The 17,055-nt window shown below is 53.4% G+C and carries 13 protein-coding genes; all 13 read left to right on the top strand.

The window, feature by feature from the left end:
- The first annotated feature begins 26 nt into the window (after positions 1–26).
- The 13 genes from HGO41_RS06640 (at position 27) to HGO41_RS06580 (ending at position 17,031) form a co-directional block, all read left to right on the top strand.
- The gene (locus HGO41_RS06640) at positions 27–3,791 is read left to right on the top strand and encodes a nitrate reductase subunit alpha (protein WP_112152550.1); all 3,765 of its coding nucleotides are present in this window, start codon (positions 27–29) and stop codon (positions 3,789–3,791) included.
- Positions 3,788–5,323, top strand: coding sequence for a nitrate reductase subunit beta (gene narH, locus HGO41_RS06635; protein WP_037034411.1), 1,536 nt, complete (start codon positions 3,788–3,790; stop codon positions 5,321–5,323). The genes HGO41_RS06640 and narH overlap by 4 nt, the downstream gene beginning before the upstream one ends.
- Entirely contained in the window at positions 5,323–6,045 is a 723-nt protein-coding gene (gene narJ, locus HGO41_RS06630) for a nitrate reductase molybdenum cofactor assembly chaperone (protein ID WP_250980890.1), read from the top strand. Before narH ends, narJ begins: the two co-directional genes overlap by 1 nt.
- Positions 6,042–6,722 (top strand): respiratory nitrate reductase subunit gamma, encoded by a 681-nt coding sequence (gene narI / locus HGO41_RS06625; protein WP_250980889.1) that lies wholly within the window; start codon positions 6,042–6,044, stop codon positions 6,720–6,722. Before narJ ends, narI begins: the two co-directional genes overlap by 4 nt.
- 96 nt (positions 6,723–6,818) lie before the next feature.
- Entirely contained in the window at positions 6,819–7,058 is a 240-nt protein-coding gene (locus tag HGO41_RS06620; protein ID WP_013575745.1) for a hypothetical protein, read from the top strand.
- A gap of 169 nt (positions 7,059–7,227) precedes the next feature.
- On the top strand, positions 7,228–8,091 hold the full coding sequence (locus HGO41_RS06615) for a D-amino-acid transaminase (protein WP_121019259.1): 864 nt from the start codon (positions 7,228–7,230) through the stop codon (positions 8,089–8,091).
- Between the two features lie 265 nt (positions 8,092–8,356).
- Complete coding sequence (locus tag HGO41_RS06610; RefSeq protein ID WP_232829727.1) at positions 8,357–8,881, top strand: hypothetical protein; 525 nt, start codon at positions 8,357–8,359, stop codon at positions 8,879–8,881.
- Positions 8,882–8,895: 14 nt separating this feature from the next.
- Positions 8,896–9,201, top strand: coding sequence for a hypothetical protein (locus HGO41_RS06605; RefSeq protein WP_013575742.1), 306 nt, complete (start codon positions 8,896–8,898; stop codon positions 9,199–9,201).
- Between the two features lie 105 nt (positions 9,202–9,306).
- Positions 9,307–11,019 carry an ABC transporter ATP-binding protein gene (locus tag HGO41_RS06600; protein WP_166860424.1) on the top strand — a complete coding sequence of 571 codons (1,713 nt, stop codon included), beginning with the start codon at positions 9,307–9,309 and terminating at the stop codon, positions 11,017–11,019.
- Positions 11,020–11,791: 772 nt separating this feature from the next.
- Complete coding sequence (locus HGO41_RS06595; protein ID WP_013575739.1) at positions 11,792–12,871, top strand: porin; 1,080 nt, start codon at positions 11,792–11,794, stop codon at positions 12,869–12,871.
- A 285-nt stretch (positions 12,872–13,156) separates the two neighbouring features.
- A complete protein-coding gene (gene dgcN / locus HGO41_RS06590; protein WP_015690024.1) occupies positions 13,157–14,167 on the top strand; it encodes an N-acetyltransferase DgcN in 1,011 nt (336 codons plus the stop codon).
- A complete protein-coding gene (dgcA, locus tag HGO41_RS06585) occupies positions 14,167–15,132 on the top strand; it encodes an N-acetyl-D-Glu racemase DgcA (protein ID WP_015690023.1) in 966 nt (321 codons plus the stop codon). Before dgcN ends, dgcA begins: the two co-directional genes overlap by 1 nt.
- A gap of 30 nt (positions 15,133–15,162) precedes the next feature.
- Positions 15,163–17,031 (top strand): ABC transporter ATP-binding protein, encoded by a 1,869-nt coding sequence (locus HGO41_RS06580; RefSeq protein ID WP_250980888.1) that lies wholly within the window; start codon positions 15,163–15,165, stop codon positions 17,029–17,031.
- Positions 17,032–17,055 lie beyond the last annotated feature (24 nt).

Raw genomic sequence — 17,055 nt, 5'->3', positions numbered from 1 at the left:
TAAGCCTTTGCACAGGAGAGTTCCGGATGAGCAAGTTTCTTGACCGGTTTCGCTATTTCAAACAGCTAGCTGAACCTTTTGCTGACGGCCACGGCCAGACGCTGAATACCAATCGCGACTGGGAAGATGGTTACCGCAGCCGCTGGCAGCATGACAAAGTGGTCCGTTCCACGCATGGTGTGAACTGCACCGGTTCATGTAGCTGGAAGATTTACGTCAAAAATGGTCTGGTGACCTGGGAAACTCAGCAAACTGATTATCCGCGCACCCGTCCGGACTTGCCAAACCACGAGCCGCGCGGCTGTCCGCGTGGTGCCAGTTATTCCTGGTATCTCTACAGTGCTAACCGCCTGAAATATCCGCTGATGCGCAAAAAGCTGATCCAGTTATGGCGCGAGGCCAAACTGAATTACAGCGATCCGGTCGATGCCTGGGGCTCGATTGTGAATCAACCGGAAAAAGCCAAAGAATACAAAGCGGCACGTGGTCGCGGTGGTTTTGTGCGTTCAAGCTGGCAGGAAGTGAATGAGCTGATCGCCGCTTCCAACGTGTATACCGCCAAAACCTTCGGCCCGGACCGTATTATCGGTTTCTCGCCAATTCCGGCGATGTCGATGGTGTCTTACGCTTCCGGCGCGCGTTATCTTTCTTTGATCGGCGGCGTTTGTCTGAGTTTCTACGACTGGTATTGCGATTTGCCACCGGCTTCTCCGCAGACGTGGGGCGAGCAGACGGATGTCCCTGAATCCGCTGACTGGTACAACTCTTCGTATATTATCGCCTGGGGCTCCAACGTTCCGCAGACCCGTACGCCGGATGCCCACTTCTTTACCGAAGTGCGTTACAAAGGCACCAAAACCGTCGCGATTACGCCGGATTACGCTGAAATCGCCAAGATTTGTGACCAGTGGCTGGCACCGAAACAAGGTACCGACAGCGCGCTGGCGCTGGCAATGGGCCATGTGATCCTCAAATCCTTCCACATCGACAATCCAAGTCAGTATTTCACTGACTACGTGCGCCGCTACACCGATATGCCGATGCTGGTGATGCTTGAACCGCGTGAAGACGGTTCTTATGCTGCAGGCCGTATGTTGCGTGCCTCTGATCTGGTGGACAATTTGGGTCAGGAAAATAACCCGCAGTGGAAAACCATCGCCTTCGACGAAAACACCGGCGAACTGGTCTCGCCGTTAGGTTCGATCGGTTACCGCTGGGGTGAAAAAGGCAAGTGGAATCTGGAATCCCGCGAGGGGCAAGACGGTAAAGACGTCAGCCTGAAGCTGAGCCTGCTTGATGATCATGATGAGGTCGTGAATGTTGGCTATCCGTATTTTGGCGGCGCGGTCAGTGAGCATTTCAACAGCGTGGCGCTGGATGAAATTCTGATGCACAAATTGCCGGTCAAACGCCTGCAACTGGCAGATGGCAGTACCGGTCTGGTGGCCAGTGTTTACGACCTGACACTGGCGAACTACGGCATTGAACGCGGTCTGAATGACGAAAACTGCGCGCAAGGCTACGACGAAATCAAAGCCTACACGCCAGCCTGGGCAGAAAAAATCACGGGTGTTTCTCAGCAGAACATCGAGCGCATCGCGCACGAATTTGCCGATAACGCCAACAAAACCCATGGCCGTTCGATGATTATCGTCGGTGCCGGGATGAACCACTGGTATCACCTCGACATGAACTACCGCGGCCTGATCAACATGCTGATCTTCTGCGGTTGCGTCGGTCAGAGTGGTGGCGGCTGGGCACATTATGTCGGGCAGGAAAAACTGCGTCCGCAAACCGGCTGGCAGCCGCTGGCGTTTGGTCTGGACTGGCAGCGTCCGCCGCGCCAGATGAACAGCACCTCGTTCTTCTACAACCATTCCAGCCAGTGGCGTTACGAAACCGTCGCGCCGCAGGAGTTGTTGTCGCCGCTGGCGGATAAATCCAAATTCACGGGCAGCATGATCGACTACAACGTGCGCGCCGAGCGTATGGGCTGGCTGCCGTCTGCGCCGCAGCTCAACGTTAACCCGTTGCACATTGCACAACAGGCAAAGGCCGCCGGTTTATCGCCAGCAGATTTTACCGTGGCAGCCCTGAAAGACGGCAGCGTGCGTTTCGCGGCTGAACAGCCGGACAATCCGCAAAACTTCCCGCGCAACCTGTTCGTCTGGCGCTCCAACCTGCTGGGCTCTTCCGGTAAAGGCCACGAGTACATGCTGAAGTATCTGCTGGGCACCGAACACGGTATTCAGGGTGATGATTTAGGCATTCAGGGCGGCGTGATGCCGGAAGAAGTCGAATGGCAGGCGCAGGGCGGCGAAGGCAAACTGGATCTGGTGGTGACGCTTGATTTCCGTATGTCCAGCACCTGTCTGTATTCCGACATCGTGCTGCCAACCGCCACCTGGTACGAAAAAGACGACATGAATACCTCGGATATGCATCCGTTTATTCATCCGCTGTCCGCGGCTGTTGATCCGGCCTGGGATTCAAAAAGTGACTGGGAAATCTACAAAGGTATCGCCAAAGAATTCTCCCGCGTATGCGTCGGCCATCTGGGTGTCGAAACCGATATGGTGACGTTGCCTATCCAGCATGATTCCGCCGCTGAACTGGCGCAGCCGTTTGGTGTGGAAGACTGGAAAAAAGGCGAATGTGAGCTGATCCCGGGGCGCACCGCCCCGCATCTGATGGCCGTTGAACGTGATTATCCGAACACCTATGAGCGTTTCACTTCCGTCGGTCCGTTGCTGGAAAAACTCGGTAACGGCGGTAAAGGCATTAGCTGGAATACCGACAGCGAAGTCGATTTGCTGAAAAAACTGAACTACACCAAAGCGGATGGCGCGGCGAAAGGCCAGCCGATGATCAACACCGCGATTGATGCAGCCGAAGTCATCCTGACGCTGGCACCGGAAACCAACGGTCAGGTGGCGGTGAAAGCCTGGGCAGCGCTGAGCCAGAATACCGGCCGCGACCACACGCATCTGGCGCTGAATAAAGAAGACGAGAAAATCCGCTTCCGCGATATTCAGGCGCAGCCGCGCAAAATTATCTCCAGCCCGACATGGTCTGGTCTGGAAGATGAACACGTTTCTTACAACGCCTGTTACACCAACGTGCACGAGTTGATTCCATGGCGCACGCTGTCCGGCCGTCAGCAGATTTATCAGGATCACGCGTGGATGCGCGCCTTCGGTGAAAGCCTGCTGGTGTACCGTCCGCCAATCGACACCCGCGCGGCGCAACCGTTGCTGAATGCGAAGCCGAACGGTAATCCGGAAATGGCACTGAACTTCCTGACGCCGCACCAGAAATGGGGTATTCACTCCACCTACAGCGACAACCTGCTGATGCTGACCTTAGGTCGCGGCGGTCCGATTGTCTGGCTGAGTGAAGACGATGCGAAACAGTTAGGTATCGAGGACAACGACTGGATCGAAGCGTTTAACGCCAACGGCTCACTGAGCGCCCGTGCGGTGGTCAGCCAGCGTGTACCAGCGGGGATGACCATGATGTATCACGCACAGGAACGCATCGTGAATATTCCGGGATCCGAAATCAGCCAGCAGCGCGGTGGTATTCACAACTCCGTCACCCGCGTTTGCCCGAAACCGACCCATATGATCGGCGGTTATGCGCAACTGGCCTACGGCTTCAACTACTACGGCACGGTCGGTTCTAACCGCGATGAATTTGTGATTGTGCGCAAAATGAACCGCATCGACTGGTTAGACGATGAAGGCAATGACTACGTGCAGGACGCCGTGCAACAGGAGAAAGCCAAATGAAAATTCGTTCACAAGTCGGCATGGTGCTGAATCTCGATAAATGCATTGGCTGCCACACCTGTTCCGTGACCTGTAAAAACGTCTGGACCAGTCGCGAAGGGATGGAATACGCGTGGTTCAATAACGTGGAAACCAAACCGGGTCTGGGTTATCCGCACGACTGGGAAAACCAGGAAAAATGGAAGGGCGGCTGGATCCGCAAAATCAACGGCAAACTGCAGCCGCGCATGGGCAATAAAGCCAACCTGTTGCATAAAATCTTTGCCAACCCGCATATGCCGGAAATCGATGATTATTACGAGCCGTTTGATTTTGATTATCAGCATCTGCATACCGCGAAAGACGGTAAACATCAGCCGGTGGCGCGTCCGCGTTCGCTGCTGACCGGCAAACGCATGAAGAAAATTACCGGCGGCCCGAACTGGGAAGACGATCTGGGCACTGAGTTCAGCAAACGTTCTGCCGACCAGAACTTCGCCAACATGCAGAAAGAGATGTACGGCGAGTTCGAAAACACCTTTATGGCCTACCTGCCACGTCTGTGCGAACACTGTCTGAATCCGGCGTGTGTGGCGACCTGTCCGAGCGGGGCGATCTACAAACGTGGCGAAGACGGCATCGTGCTGATCGACCAGGACAAATGCCGTGGCTGGCGCATGTGCCTGACCGGCTGCCCGTACAAAAAAATCTACTTCAACTGGAAAAGCGGCAAGTCAGAAAAATGTATTTTCTGTTATCCGCGCATCGAAGCGGGCCAGCCAACGGTGTGTTCCGAAACCTGCGTCGGCCGCATCCGCTATCTCGGCGTGGTGTTATATGACGCCGACCGTATCGGCGAAGCCGCGTCAGTTGAGAACGAGAAAGACCTGTACGAAAGCCAGATGAGTATCTTCCTCGATCCGAACGATCCTGAAGTGATGGCGCAGGCCGAAAAAGACGGTATTCCTCTGTCGGTAATGGACGCCGCGCGTCAGTCGCCGGTCTACAAAATGGCGATCGAATGGAAGCTGGCGCTGCCGCTGCATCCTGAATACCGCACGCTGCCGATGGTCTGGTACGTGCCGCCGCTGTCTCCGATTCAGTCTGCCGCCGATGCCGGTGCTTTACCGCACAGCGGCGTGCTGCCGGACGTCGAAAGCCTGCGTATTCCGGTGGAATATCTGGCGAACCTGCTGACCGCAGGGGACACCGCACCGGTGCTGCGTGCCCTGAAACGTATGCTGGCGATGCGTCATTTCAAACGTGCTGAAACGGTTGATGGCGTAACGGACACCAGCGCGCTGGAACAGGTCGGATTGTCTGCGGCACAGGCGGAAGAAATGTACCGTTATCTGGCGATTGCCAACTACGAAGATCGTTTCGTAGTGCCATCCAGCCATCGTGAACAGGCGCGTGAAGCCTTCCCGGAAGCCAAAGGTTGTGGTTTCAGCTTCGGCGACGGCTGCCACGGCAGCGACAGCAAATTCAACCTGTTCAACAGTAAACGCATCGATGCCATCGACATCGGCGCGAAAACCGAAAGGAACCGCTGATGAACAGTTTACGACTGACAGGCTTACTGCTTGATTACCCGTCCGAAGAGGTGTGGCAACACCAGCCGGAACTGCTGGAAGCGGTGGCAGATTCCCCGGAACTGACTCAGGAGCAGCGCCTTGATCTGGCGCTGTATATCACGGCGTTCTGTAAGCAGGATTTGCTGGATGCACAATCGGCGTATACCGGTTTGTTCGATCGTGGTCGCGCCACCTCGCTGCTGTTGTTTGAACATGTGCACGGCGAATCCCGTGACCGTGGTCAGGCGATGGTCGATCTGATGGGGCAATACCGTGAAGCCGGGCTGGAAATCGACAGCCGCGAGCTGCCGGATTACCTGCCACTGTATCTGGAATACCTGACCACGCGTGATGAAAATCAGGCGCGGGAAGGGCTGCGTGATATCGCACCGATTCTGGCGTTACTCAGCGCCCGCATGCAGGAGCGGGACAGTCATTACGCTGAATTGTTTGATCTGCTGCTGGCGCTGTCTGGCAGTGATATCGCGACCGAAACGGTGCGCGAAGGTATCAGACAGGAAGCCCGTGATGACACACCCGCCGCGCTGGATGCGGTATGGGAAGAGGAGCAAATCAAGTTCCTCGGCGAGCAAAGTTGTGCGTCGGGCGATGAGACTGCGCACCAGAAACGCTTCGCTGGTGCGGTCGCACCTCAGTATCTGAACCTTGATGAAATGCCTGCGGGGGAACCACGCAAATGACCGACTTCCTCAACAACTTCTTTTTCAATATCTATCCCTACCTGTGCGGCACGGTATTTCTGGTCGGCAGCTGGTTGCGTTACGACTATGGCCAGTACAGCTGGCGCGCCGGTTCCAGCCAGTTGCTGGAGAAAAAAACGCTGCGTATCGCCTCGCCTTTGTTCCACGTCGGTATTCTCGGTATTTTCGCAGGACATGCCATCGGTATGCTGACGCCGCACTGGATGTATGAATCCTTTCTGCCGGTGCCGGTGAAACAGCAGATGGCAATGTGGGCGGGGGGGGCCGGTGGCCTGATGAGCCTGATCGGCGGCGGCATGCTGGTGTGGCGTCGTCTGAGCAACGAGCGCGTGCGGGCGACCTCCAGTTTTGGTGACATCATGATCATCATTCTGCTGGTGGTTCAATGTGCCCTCGGGCTGAGTACCATTCCGTTCTCCGCGCAGCATATGGACGGCAGTGAAATGATGAAACTGGTTGGCTGGGCGCAGTCCGTGGTGACCTTCCGTGGCGGTGCGGCAGCGCATCTGGATGGCGTGGCGTTTATCTTCCGCGTGCATCTGGTGCTGGGGATGACGCTATTCTTGCTGTTCCCGTTCTGCCGCCTGGTGCATATCTGGAGCGCGCCGGTGGAATATCTCACCCGCCGTTATCAGCTGGTGCGTAATCGTCGCTGATTGACCTGCATGATTGTGATCTGGCAATTTTGACATAAAAACGAAGGGCGCTATTATGCGCCCTTATCTTTATTTTATTGCTCAAGGACGCATCTGATGGCCACCCCAAGACAACCTATGACCGTAGCCCGCCGTTTACTTCGCAACAGCCTGATCTTACTGGTTATCGGCATTGTTGCCACTATCCACGGTTTAGTGGTCGGCAGCCCTGAAACTCCGCCAGGAGAAATGGCACCGCAACTGATGCTCGGCATCTGGTTTATCTTTATCGGCTGCGTGATGGCGCTGATCAGCTGGTTAGTTATCCGTAACAAAAAGAAAAAAGGCGAACTCTGATCTTTCGCTCCATACCGCATCAGCGCTCATCAGGGCGCTTTTTTTTATGTCTGGTGTGCCGGAAACCTGCGTTGCATCAACATCTGCTGCTCAGTTTTCACGCAATTTATGCTTTCAGTCGTCTTACAGCTAATAAAAATCCTAATCAACGTTGGCCAGGAAAAATAACATGACCAGAACGGTATACCTTAACGGGGAGTTTGTTGCCGAGCATGACGCGAAGGTGTCGGTATTTGATCGCGGTTTCTTATTTGCTGATGCCGTCTATGAAGTCAGCGCCGTACTGAATGGCCGTCTGCTCGACAACGCGGCACATCTGGCGCGGCTTGCACGTTCCTGTCAGGCGCTGAATCTGCGTCTGCCTTGCGCGCTCAGCGATATTGAGACCCTGCAAAAGCGTCTGATTGCTGAAAACCATCTGGTGGAAGGGGCGGTGTATCTGCAAATCAGCCGCGGCAACAGCGGTGACCGTGATTTTGATTTCCCCGGCGAAAGCGTAACGCCAACTTTTCTGATGTTTACCCAGGCGCGGCCGCTGATAGATCACCCCAAATCGAAAAGCGGTATTCGCATGGTCTCCGTTGAGGATATCCGCTGGCAGCGTCGTGACATCAAAACCGTGGGTCTGCTGGCTCCGTGTCTGGCGAAAGAGTATGCCCATCAGCATAATGCCGATGACGCCTTACTGATCGAAAACGGCCTGATCACCGAAGCCAGTTCCAGCAATGCCTGGATCGTAGATGCTGATGGCACGCTGATCACCCGCCCGCTGAGCACGCACATTCTGCATGGCATCACCCGTCAGGCGCTGCTGGAACTGGCGAAGCATCATGATATTCGCTTCGAGGAACGTCCGTTCACGCTCGATGAAGCACAAAATGCGCGGGAGATCTTTATCAGCTCGGCAACGACCTTTATCTGGCCGGTGATCGCACTGGACGGTAAGCCGGTCGGGGACGGAAAACCAGGTGCCGTCGCCGCAAAATTGCGGGCGATTTATGTGAACATGGCGGTGGAAGCGACGAGCCGGTAATTAACGTCAACGGAAGACGGCTCCTCCCCCTGCGAAGGAGGAGGATGGGAGGGAGTATGACGGTTGTCGCTGTGTACAGACGCGAACGTTTTTAACCTGGAAATAATCCCTCATCGCTTATTTATTTTAATGATAAAAATGACGCCATCATTTATTGAAAATGATTTACCGGTTGATTGCGCCGTTTCTCTCTTGTGACTAATTTTTTGAAGGCAGGGGCAATGGAATAATGCCCACCTTCGGAATTCATCACAGGAGAGGCATTTTGAAATCAATCATTAAATTCAGCGTCGCGATGTTTATTGTCGTGATGACAATGACCGCGTGTTCCACACATCAGTACGACCTGACGTTAGATAATCAAATTACCGAATTCGAAATTAAAGCTGACCGGCAATTTGTGACCTGGACTGCGCAGGCAATGGCTGACAATACGCAACCCGCCGTGCCGGTGGTTGCCTGCCAGGCTGCGGCCGTGGCGGCAGGGCAAACACTTTCACTGATTTCTCCCCTTTCTGAACCCGACAGTCAGTTCTTCAATTCCGCGGAAACCGATCTGGCGTTGATTGAATCCCGCACCAAAGCCTTAAATAACAATCCTGCGATTGATCAGCAGATATTCGGCCTGAGAAATATCTTCTATCAGATCAAATATAAAAAGCAGCATTGTTCGCAACAGGATTCTCCGGCGTATATCGCTATTCAGCGTAAACAGGTTTCCGTGATTATGCAGTCAATGCTGACGTATGAGCGGGTATTAAAAAATGGCTCAGGCACATCGCAAAAATAATAAAGGTGAACAGGATGAGTGATATTTTTGATTTAAGAGACCGCGCAATCAATGCGGCAAAAGCTTCACTGGGCGCAAACTGGAATACGGTGGCAAGCAGTGCCGTCCCGCAGATTGAAGCCTTACTTCAGCTGACATGGGAGATTGAAAAGGGCAAAGGCAGTTTCCGTTCGGGGGAGTATGAATCTTTGCTGGCGACTCAAAAATCCACTTTCGTGGCGGTGCTGACCACCTATGAAGCGATCAGCGCAGAGATAGCCTGGCAGGCGCTGAATGCGGTCTTTGACGTGATTTTGAGCGGCGTGCGCAACGTCCTGTAAAAACGATCTTGCGGCGGGCGAGTCTAAAATTATCTTTATCGATAACTATTTTCATTTAGACTGACGGACTTGCCCGCCTCCGGGTCGTTTCTATGAGGATGTCTGATGCTCCGCCGTTTCTTCTCTTATTACGCGCCCTATAAAAAACTGTTCTTCCTCGACTTCGGGTGCGCCATTCTGGCCGGATTGCTGGAACTAGGCTTTCCGATGGCGATCAAAACCTTCATCGATAAGTTGCTGCCCGCACACGACTGGGTGCTGATCATCGGCGCGACGGTCGGTCTGTTGCTGATTTATCTGTTCAATACTGCGCTGATGGCGATCGTTAACTACTGGGGGCATGCACTGGGCGTCGGGATTGAAACCGACATGCGTCGCGAAGCGTTCAGCCATCTGCAGAAACTGTCATTCCGTTATTACGACAATACCAAAACCGGTCACATCATTACCCATGTCACCAAGGATCTGGAGGAAGTGGGCGAAGTGGCACACCACGGGCCGGAGGATGTATTTATCGCGGTGATGACCTTTATCGGCGCGTTCATTCTGATGGCGACGGTGCATGTCCAGCTGGCGCTGATGACCATCATTATTGTGCCCGCGATGACCTGGATGGTCAGCCGCTACGGTGCGCAGATGACTGAAACCTGGCGGCGCCTGTTCGGCCAGGTGGGTAATTTTAACGCACGTATAGAAGAAAGCATCGGCGGCATTCGTGTGGTGAAAGCCTTCGCTAACGAAGCGCATGAGCAAAAACTGTTTGCTTCTGACAACGATAATTACCGCACGACGAAACTGAAAGCCTATCAGATCATGACTGCCAGCCTGACGCTGAGCTATCTGAGTACGCGTCTGGTTCAGTTGATCGTGATGGTCGCCGGAACCTGGTACGTGATTAATGATCAGCTGACTTACGGCGGATTCGTGGGGTTCCTGCTGCTGGTGGAAGTGTTTTTCCGTCCGGTGGCAAAAATCAGTTCGGTACTGGAAAGCTATCCGAAAGGGATTGCTGGTTTCAAACGCTTCACGCAGCTTATTGATACCGCGCCGGATATCACGGACCGGCCGGGCGCTCAGGTGGTCAGCCATCTGCGCGGCGATATTCATTATGACAACGTGGTGTTCGGCTATACGTCAGTCAGCAAGATTCTCAATGGCATCACGCTTTCTATTAATGCCGGAGAAACACTGGCATTCGTCGGGCCTTCCGGTGCGGGAAAAACCACCTTGTGTTCGCTGCTGCCCCGTTTTTATGAGCTGGACAGCGGCAGTATCACCATCGATGGTATTGATATCCGCGACATGACGCAGACCTCGTTGCGTCATAACATCGGCATCGTGCAGCAGGATGTGTTCCTGTTTGGCGGGACGATCCGCGAGAACATTGCGTACGGTAAGCTCGGTGCCAGCGAAGCAGAAATCCGCCTGGCTGCCAGCCGCGCACGCCTTGATGACGTCATTGACGCACTGCCGCTGGGCATGGACACGGTGATTGGCGAGCGGGGCGTGAAGCTTTCCGGCGGGCAGAAGCAACGCCTGTCGATTGCGCGGATTTTCCTGAAAAACCCGCCAATCCTGATCCTCGACGAAGCCACGTCTGCACTGGATACTGCCACCGAGCAGGCTATCCAGCAGTCGCTGGCGGAGCTTTCTGAGGGCCGGACCACGCTGGTGATTGCCCATCGTCTGGCGACGATTCAGAACGCTGACCGTATTATCGTGGTCGATAAAGAAGGCATTGTTGAGCAGGGTACGCATGAATCACTGCTGGCTCATCAGGGGCGTTATGCACAACTCCACGCCGCACAGTTCCGTTAATTTTTGTACCCTCTCCTGCAAAGGAGAGGGTTGGAACGGCGAAATAATCGCCACTCAAAAGTAAAGTCTCCCCAAAAATTTCCCTATCCTTCTCAAGTCTGCCCTCTCTTTTAATATTTTCTTTTTAGTAAAAGCCCGTTTTGAATAAAAATGATGCGATTCGGGCAGGTAAAAATATTCACTTTCGTTCAATTCAATCACGCACGTCATTATTATTTCCTTTAATTTGACTTTATTTTGCTCAATATCTTTAGTGAAAATCCTAATTCGAAAAAAATTGCGTAGTACAAAAATCTTATGGCTGCTTTTTCTATTAATGTGATAATGAACTTACCCTTGTGATAATTACCCTGCTATGCACCATTTAAATGCAACGCGTCTAAATTCCTCCTTAATTCATTAACGATTGTTAACAGATAAAAACCTTTTGATAAAGGTGATCTCGGTTGCAATAACTTTACAAAGCGAGACTTGTTTTGCACCAAAAAAATGCACCGCACCGTTGTGGTGCAAAACGTTATGCTAAAAGCGCATATAATCAGGGGGTTAGCGGCTTATAACAGAAATATTATGTTACAACTCTTTACGCAAAAAAGACTTAATGAGGCGAACTTTTCCATTTTAACTTTTCGTGCTCAGTGTTAAGGTTCGAATCGTTTTACAGACAGACGTATTTCAAAACATGTACAAATACTCACAGCCCGATATTCCAGATATATAAAAGAAAGCGGGCATGAGAACTCCTTTATAAAAAATCAAGGAAACTTAAATAATGATGAAGCGCAGTGTGTTGGCCTTAGCGGTCTCTTTAATTGCAGTGGGATCTACCGCAAACGCGAGTGAAATCTATAATAAAGACGGTAACAAACTGGACCTGTATGGTCGTGTAACCGCTAAGCATTATTTCTCCGATGATAAAAGTTCTGACGGCGACATGACTTATGCGCGTCTGGGCTTTAAAGGCGAAACTCAAATTAACGACACACTGACCGGTTATGGCCAGTGGGAATATAACATTCAGGCTAACCACGCAGAATCTCAGGGCGACCTGGGCAATAAAACCCGTCTGGGCTTTGCGGGTCTGAAAGTGAAAGATTTCGGTTCTATCGATTTCGGTCGTAACTACGGTGTGGTTTACGACGCACTGGGCTTCACCGATATGCTGCCTGAGTTTGGTGGTGATACTGCTAACAATGACAACTTCATGGTGGGTCGTTCAAGTGGTCTGGCAACTTACCGTAACCAGGACTTCTTCGGTCTGGTTACCGGCCTGAACATCGCCCTGCAATACCAGGGTAAAAACGAAAACGACGGTCGTTCAGCGTCTAAAGGCAACGGCGACGGTTACGGCGCATCCATCGATTATGAAGATATCGCAGGTTCCGGCATCGGTGCAGTTATTGCGGGTTCTTCTTCTGACCGTACTAACGCACAAACCAACGCCACAATCGGTGCTGGCGACAAAGCTTCTGCATGGGCAACTGGCCTGAAATATGACGCTCACCAGATTTATCTGGCAGCGATGTACAACGAAACCCGTAACCAGGCGCCAGTCACCGTGGGCTCCACGAGCGGCTACGCTAACAAAACTCAGGGTTATGAGTTAGTTGCGCAGTATCAGTTCGAAAACGGTCTGCGTCCTTCAATCGGTTACGTGCAGTCTAAAGCGAAAGATGTTGAAGGTGTGGGTGATGCGGACCTGGTTAAATACTTCGAAATCGGTGCGACTTACTACTTCAACAAAAACATGTACACCTATGTTGACTACATGATCAACCAGATCGATGACAACAACAAACTGGGCGTAAGCTCTGACGACATCGTTGCTGTAGCACTGACTTACCGCTTCTAAGTTAGTGAACTAAATTATTACCCCATTCTGTGTCTGAAAAAGGTAATCGCAAAGGCAGAGTTCATTGGCTCTGCCTTTTTTTATACCTGTGATTTCGTGTAATGCCTCCCAGGCCGCCCCCGTTTCTCTTCTCAAATAACCACAATAAATTCATATATCTAACTCTATAGCCTAAGGTTATACCCCAGACCCAAACAAGTATTCGTCAGCCGGTTTCTCGCGTGGAATATTCTCTGCAGTCTGATTAAAACCCCATTCAAAAAAATAGACCCCGGAGAAACTGACATGCAGCAAATTCCAAAGCCGTATCTTTTATTTCTTGGTGATGTGATGGATCCGCTGGCGGCGAAAACAGCGCGCGGTATTCACGTCTGGCGTCCTGAAGCTTGTGTCGGACAAATTCGTCTGGTAACGGATTCTGTGTCCTTAGGGTTGCCGGATCTGGATATCGCCACCGCCAAAGCGCAGGGCGCGAAAACCATGGTGCTGGGCACCGCAAATTCAGGCGGTAAATTACCAGCACACTGGATTGATTCGATCAAAGCGGCCATCAGCGCCGGTCTGAATGTGGCGAACGGTCTGCATCAGGGGCTGAACGACATTCCTGAGCTGGTTGCGCTGGCGGCTGAAAATAATGTGCAACTGTTCGATGTGCGCCACATGCAACCGGCGCTGGATACCGGCACCGGCATGAAACGTAGCGGCAAACGCATTCTGACTGTCGGCACAGATTGCTCGGTCGGCAAAATGTACACCTCGCTGGCGCTTGAAGCGGCCATGCGTGAGCTGGATTTGAACGCTGATTTCCGCGCGACCGGTCAGACCGGCGTACTGGTGGCCGGTGCCGGTATTGCCATTGATGCGGTGATTGCCGACTTCATTTCCGGTGCTGTCGAAGCGCTTTCCCCGGCGAACGATGACGATCACTGGGACATCATTGAAGGTCAGGGCTCGCTGTATCATCCGTCTTTTGCCGGTGTCAGCATGGGATTGATTCACGGCGCGCAGGCGCACCTGCTGGTGATGTGTCATGAACTTGGCCGCCCGCACATGCGCCATCTGCCACATCAGTTTATGCCCACGCTGCGCCAGTGTCTCGATACCAATCTGGCGGCAGCCAGCCTGACCAGCCCTGGCGTAAGACTCGCCGGTTTCTCGCTTAACACCTCCTCCGTCAGTGAAGAAGAAGCCAAAATCGCGCTGGCGGAAATCAGCGAAGAATTCGGCGTCCCGGCCACCGATCCGGTGCGTTTCGGTATCAAAAATATCGCGCAATGGATCAAGGAAAACGCCTGATGATCCAGATGACTTTCCAGTCCGTTGAACTGCCGCTGGCAAAACCATTTGCGATTTCCCGTGGTATCCGCACCGCCGTCACGGTGGTACGTGTTTACCTGACGGACGGTGAATTTACCGCCGTCGGGGAATGCACACCGACCGCACATTATCAGGAATCACCGCACAGCGTTGGCGAGCAACTGGAACTTATCCGTCCGCAGGTGGAACAGGGACTGAGCCGCGAGGCGCTGCAACAGGCGTTGCCGGTTGGCTCAGCGCGCAATGCCCTCGATTGTGCAATGTGGCGTCTCGATGCGGCAAAACAGGGCAAAGACCTGTGGCAACTGCTTGATATGCCTAAGCCTGTTTCGGTGATTACCGCCGAAACCCTGAGTCTGGATTCGCTGGAAAATATGGCCAATGCCGCCGCCGTGGCAGTTGCCGGTGGCGCGAAGTTGCTGAAAATCAAACTCGACCGCGAGCAGATTATCGAGAAAGTGGCCGCCATCCGCGCCACGGCACCGCAGGCTACGCTGGTGGTGGACGCTAACGAATCCTGGCTGGGTTTGGATCTCGACAGCCTGTTTCAGGCGTTGCATGAATTCAACGTGGCGATGATCGAACAACCCCTTCCTGCCGGTAATGACAAAGATCTGGTGCGTTGTTTGCATCCTGTTCCTGTCTGCGCCGACGAAAGCTGTCATGAGCGTGCGGATATTGCAGGGCTGCGCGACCGTTACGAGATGATCAATATCAAGCTCGACAAATGTGGTGGCCTGACAGAAGCGCTGGCCATGACCGATGTGGCTCGGCAGTTCAATCTGCGCATTATGGTCGGTTGCATGCTGGGCTCATCCATTGCGATGGAGGCGGCGCTGCCGGTAGCGGTGCAGGCGGAACGTGTCGATCTTGATGGCCCGATCTGGCTGGCGCAGGACGCTGAACCGGCATTGCGCTATGAAAACGGTGAAGTTTGGCTTTAACAGTTCAACTTATAAAGGAGGCGTTTATTGATGACAGTGCCCATTTTGCAGATTAACGATTTGTCGGTGACATTTTCCGGCCGGCAAGGCAAAACGCAGGCGCTGAAAGGCGTTTCCTTCTCTATTCATAAAGGTGAGGTGGTGGCGGTGGTCGGTGAAAGCGGCTCCGGTAAGTCCGTCACTTCACTGAGTGTCATGGGTTTGCTGCCGGATTCGGCGCACGTCGATGCGGGAAGTATCGAATTTTTTGGCCGTAACGGCAAACGTCATACCCTGACGTCGCTGTCGGCAGAATCGCGCCGCAAACTGCGCGGCCAGGAAATGTCGATGATTTTTCAGGAGCCGATGACCTCGCTCAATCCGGTGCTGCGTGTAGGCGATCAGCTTACCGAAGGGCTGCTGGATCACGGCATGGCGAATAAAGCCACGGCGCTGAACAAAGCCCGCGAGCTGCTGAAACAGGTTCGTATTCCTGACGTTGAACGTATCCTTAAATGTTACCCGCATGAACTTTCCGGCGGCATGCGTCAGCGCGTGATGATTGCGCAGGCGCTGGCCTGCGATCCGGCGCTGCTGATTGCCGACGAACCCACGACGGCGCTGGATGTCACGGTACAGGCGCGTATCCTGCAAATTCTGCGCGACCTGCAACAGGGCACCGATATGTCGGTTCTGTTTATCACCCATGACATGGGCGTGGTGGCGGAAATTGCCGATCGGGTGGTGGTGATGTATCAGGGCCAGGTGGTGGAGCAGGGCAGTGTGACGGAAATTTTCGCCAACGCACAGCATCCTTATACCCGCGCCTTGCTGGCCGCCGTACCGAAACTGGGCGACATGCAGGGGCTGAAATGGCCGCGCCGCTTCCCGCTGTTAAGAGATAAAACCGGCCAAAATATTTCGCCAGAAAAGCAATCGGTTGCAGGTGATCATCCTCACATTTCAGCGGGTGATGGCGATCAGAAAACCGCCAACTACGATGCGCCGCCGTTGCTCGATGTGCGCGGGTTGCGTGTCTGTTACCCGATCCGCTCCGGCGTGTTGTCACGCGTGACCAAAGAAGTTCACGCCGTGGAACAAATCGACTTCTCTATCTGGCCGGGCGAAACGCTGGCACTGGTAGGCGAGAGCGGTTGCGGCAAATCCACTACCGGTCGCGCGATTTTGCGGCTGGTGGGCAGCGAATCCGAAAGCATTCACCTCGAAGGTAAAGAAATTACCCTGATGCGCGACACCCCGTTTCAGGCTGTCCGTCGTCAGATCCAGATGGTGTTTCAGGATCCCTACGCCTCGCTCAATCCGCGTCTGACCGTCGGGTTTTCCATTGCCGAACCTTTATTACTGCATGGCCTGAAAAAGTCTCTGGCTGATGCCACGCCGGTGGTCAATCAGTTGCTGAAAAGTGTCGGACTTGAACCTTTCCATGCGCGGCGCTATCCGCACGAATTCTCCGGCGGGCAACGTCAGCGTATTGCCATCGCGCGTGCCATGGCATTGCAGCCACAGGTGATTATTGCCGACGAGGCCGTGTCTGCGCTGGATGTATCGATTCAGGCGCAGGTGGTCAATCTGATGATGGATCTTCAGCGTGATACCGGCGTTGCCTGGCTGTTTATTTCACATGACATGGCGGTGGTGGAGCGGATCGCCAACCGGGTGGCGGTGATGTACAGCGGACAGATTGTCGAGATTGGCCCGCGTGATGCCGTGTTTAGTAATCCTAAACACCCATATACCCAACGCCTGCTCAGTTCGGTACCGGTGGCGGATCCGACGCAACGTGTTTTACGCAATTTTGATGATGTGGAAGTGAAATCGCCGGTGCATCCGGCGGGTGTACAGATAGAAAAACTCAAATATTCCCGCGTCAGTGAACATCACTGGGTTGCACAGGGATAACTCAACATTCTTTTTTGGGACACA

Source organism: Rahnella sp. CG8 (assembly GCF_023701875.1).
Taxonomy (GTDB): domain Bacteria; phylum Pseudomonadota; class Gammaproteobacteria; order Enterobacterales; family Enterobacteriaceae; genus Rahnella; species Rahnella aceris.
This window is presented reverse-complemented; position numbering and strand designations above follow the sequence as displayed.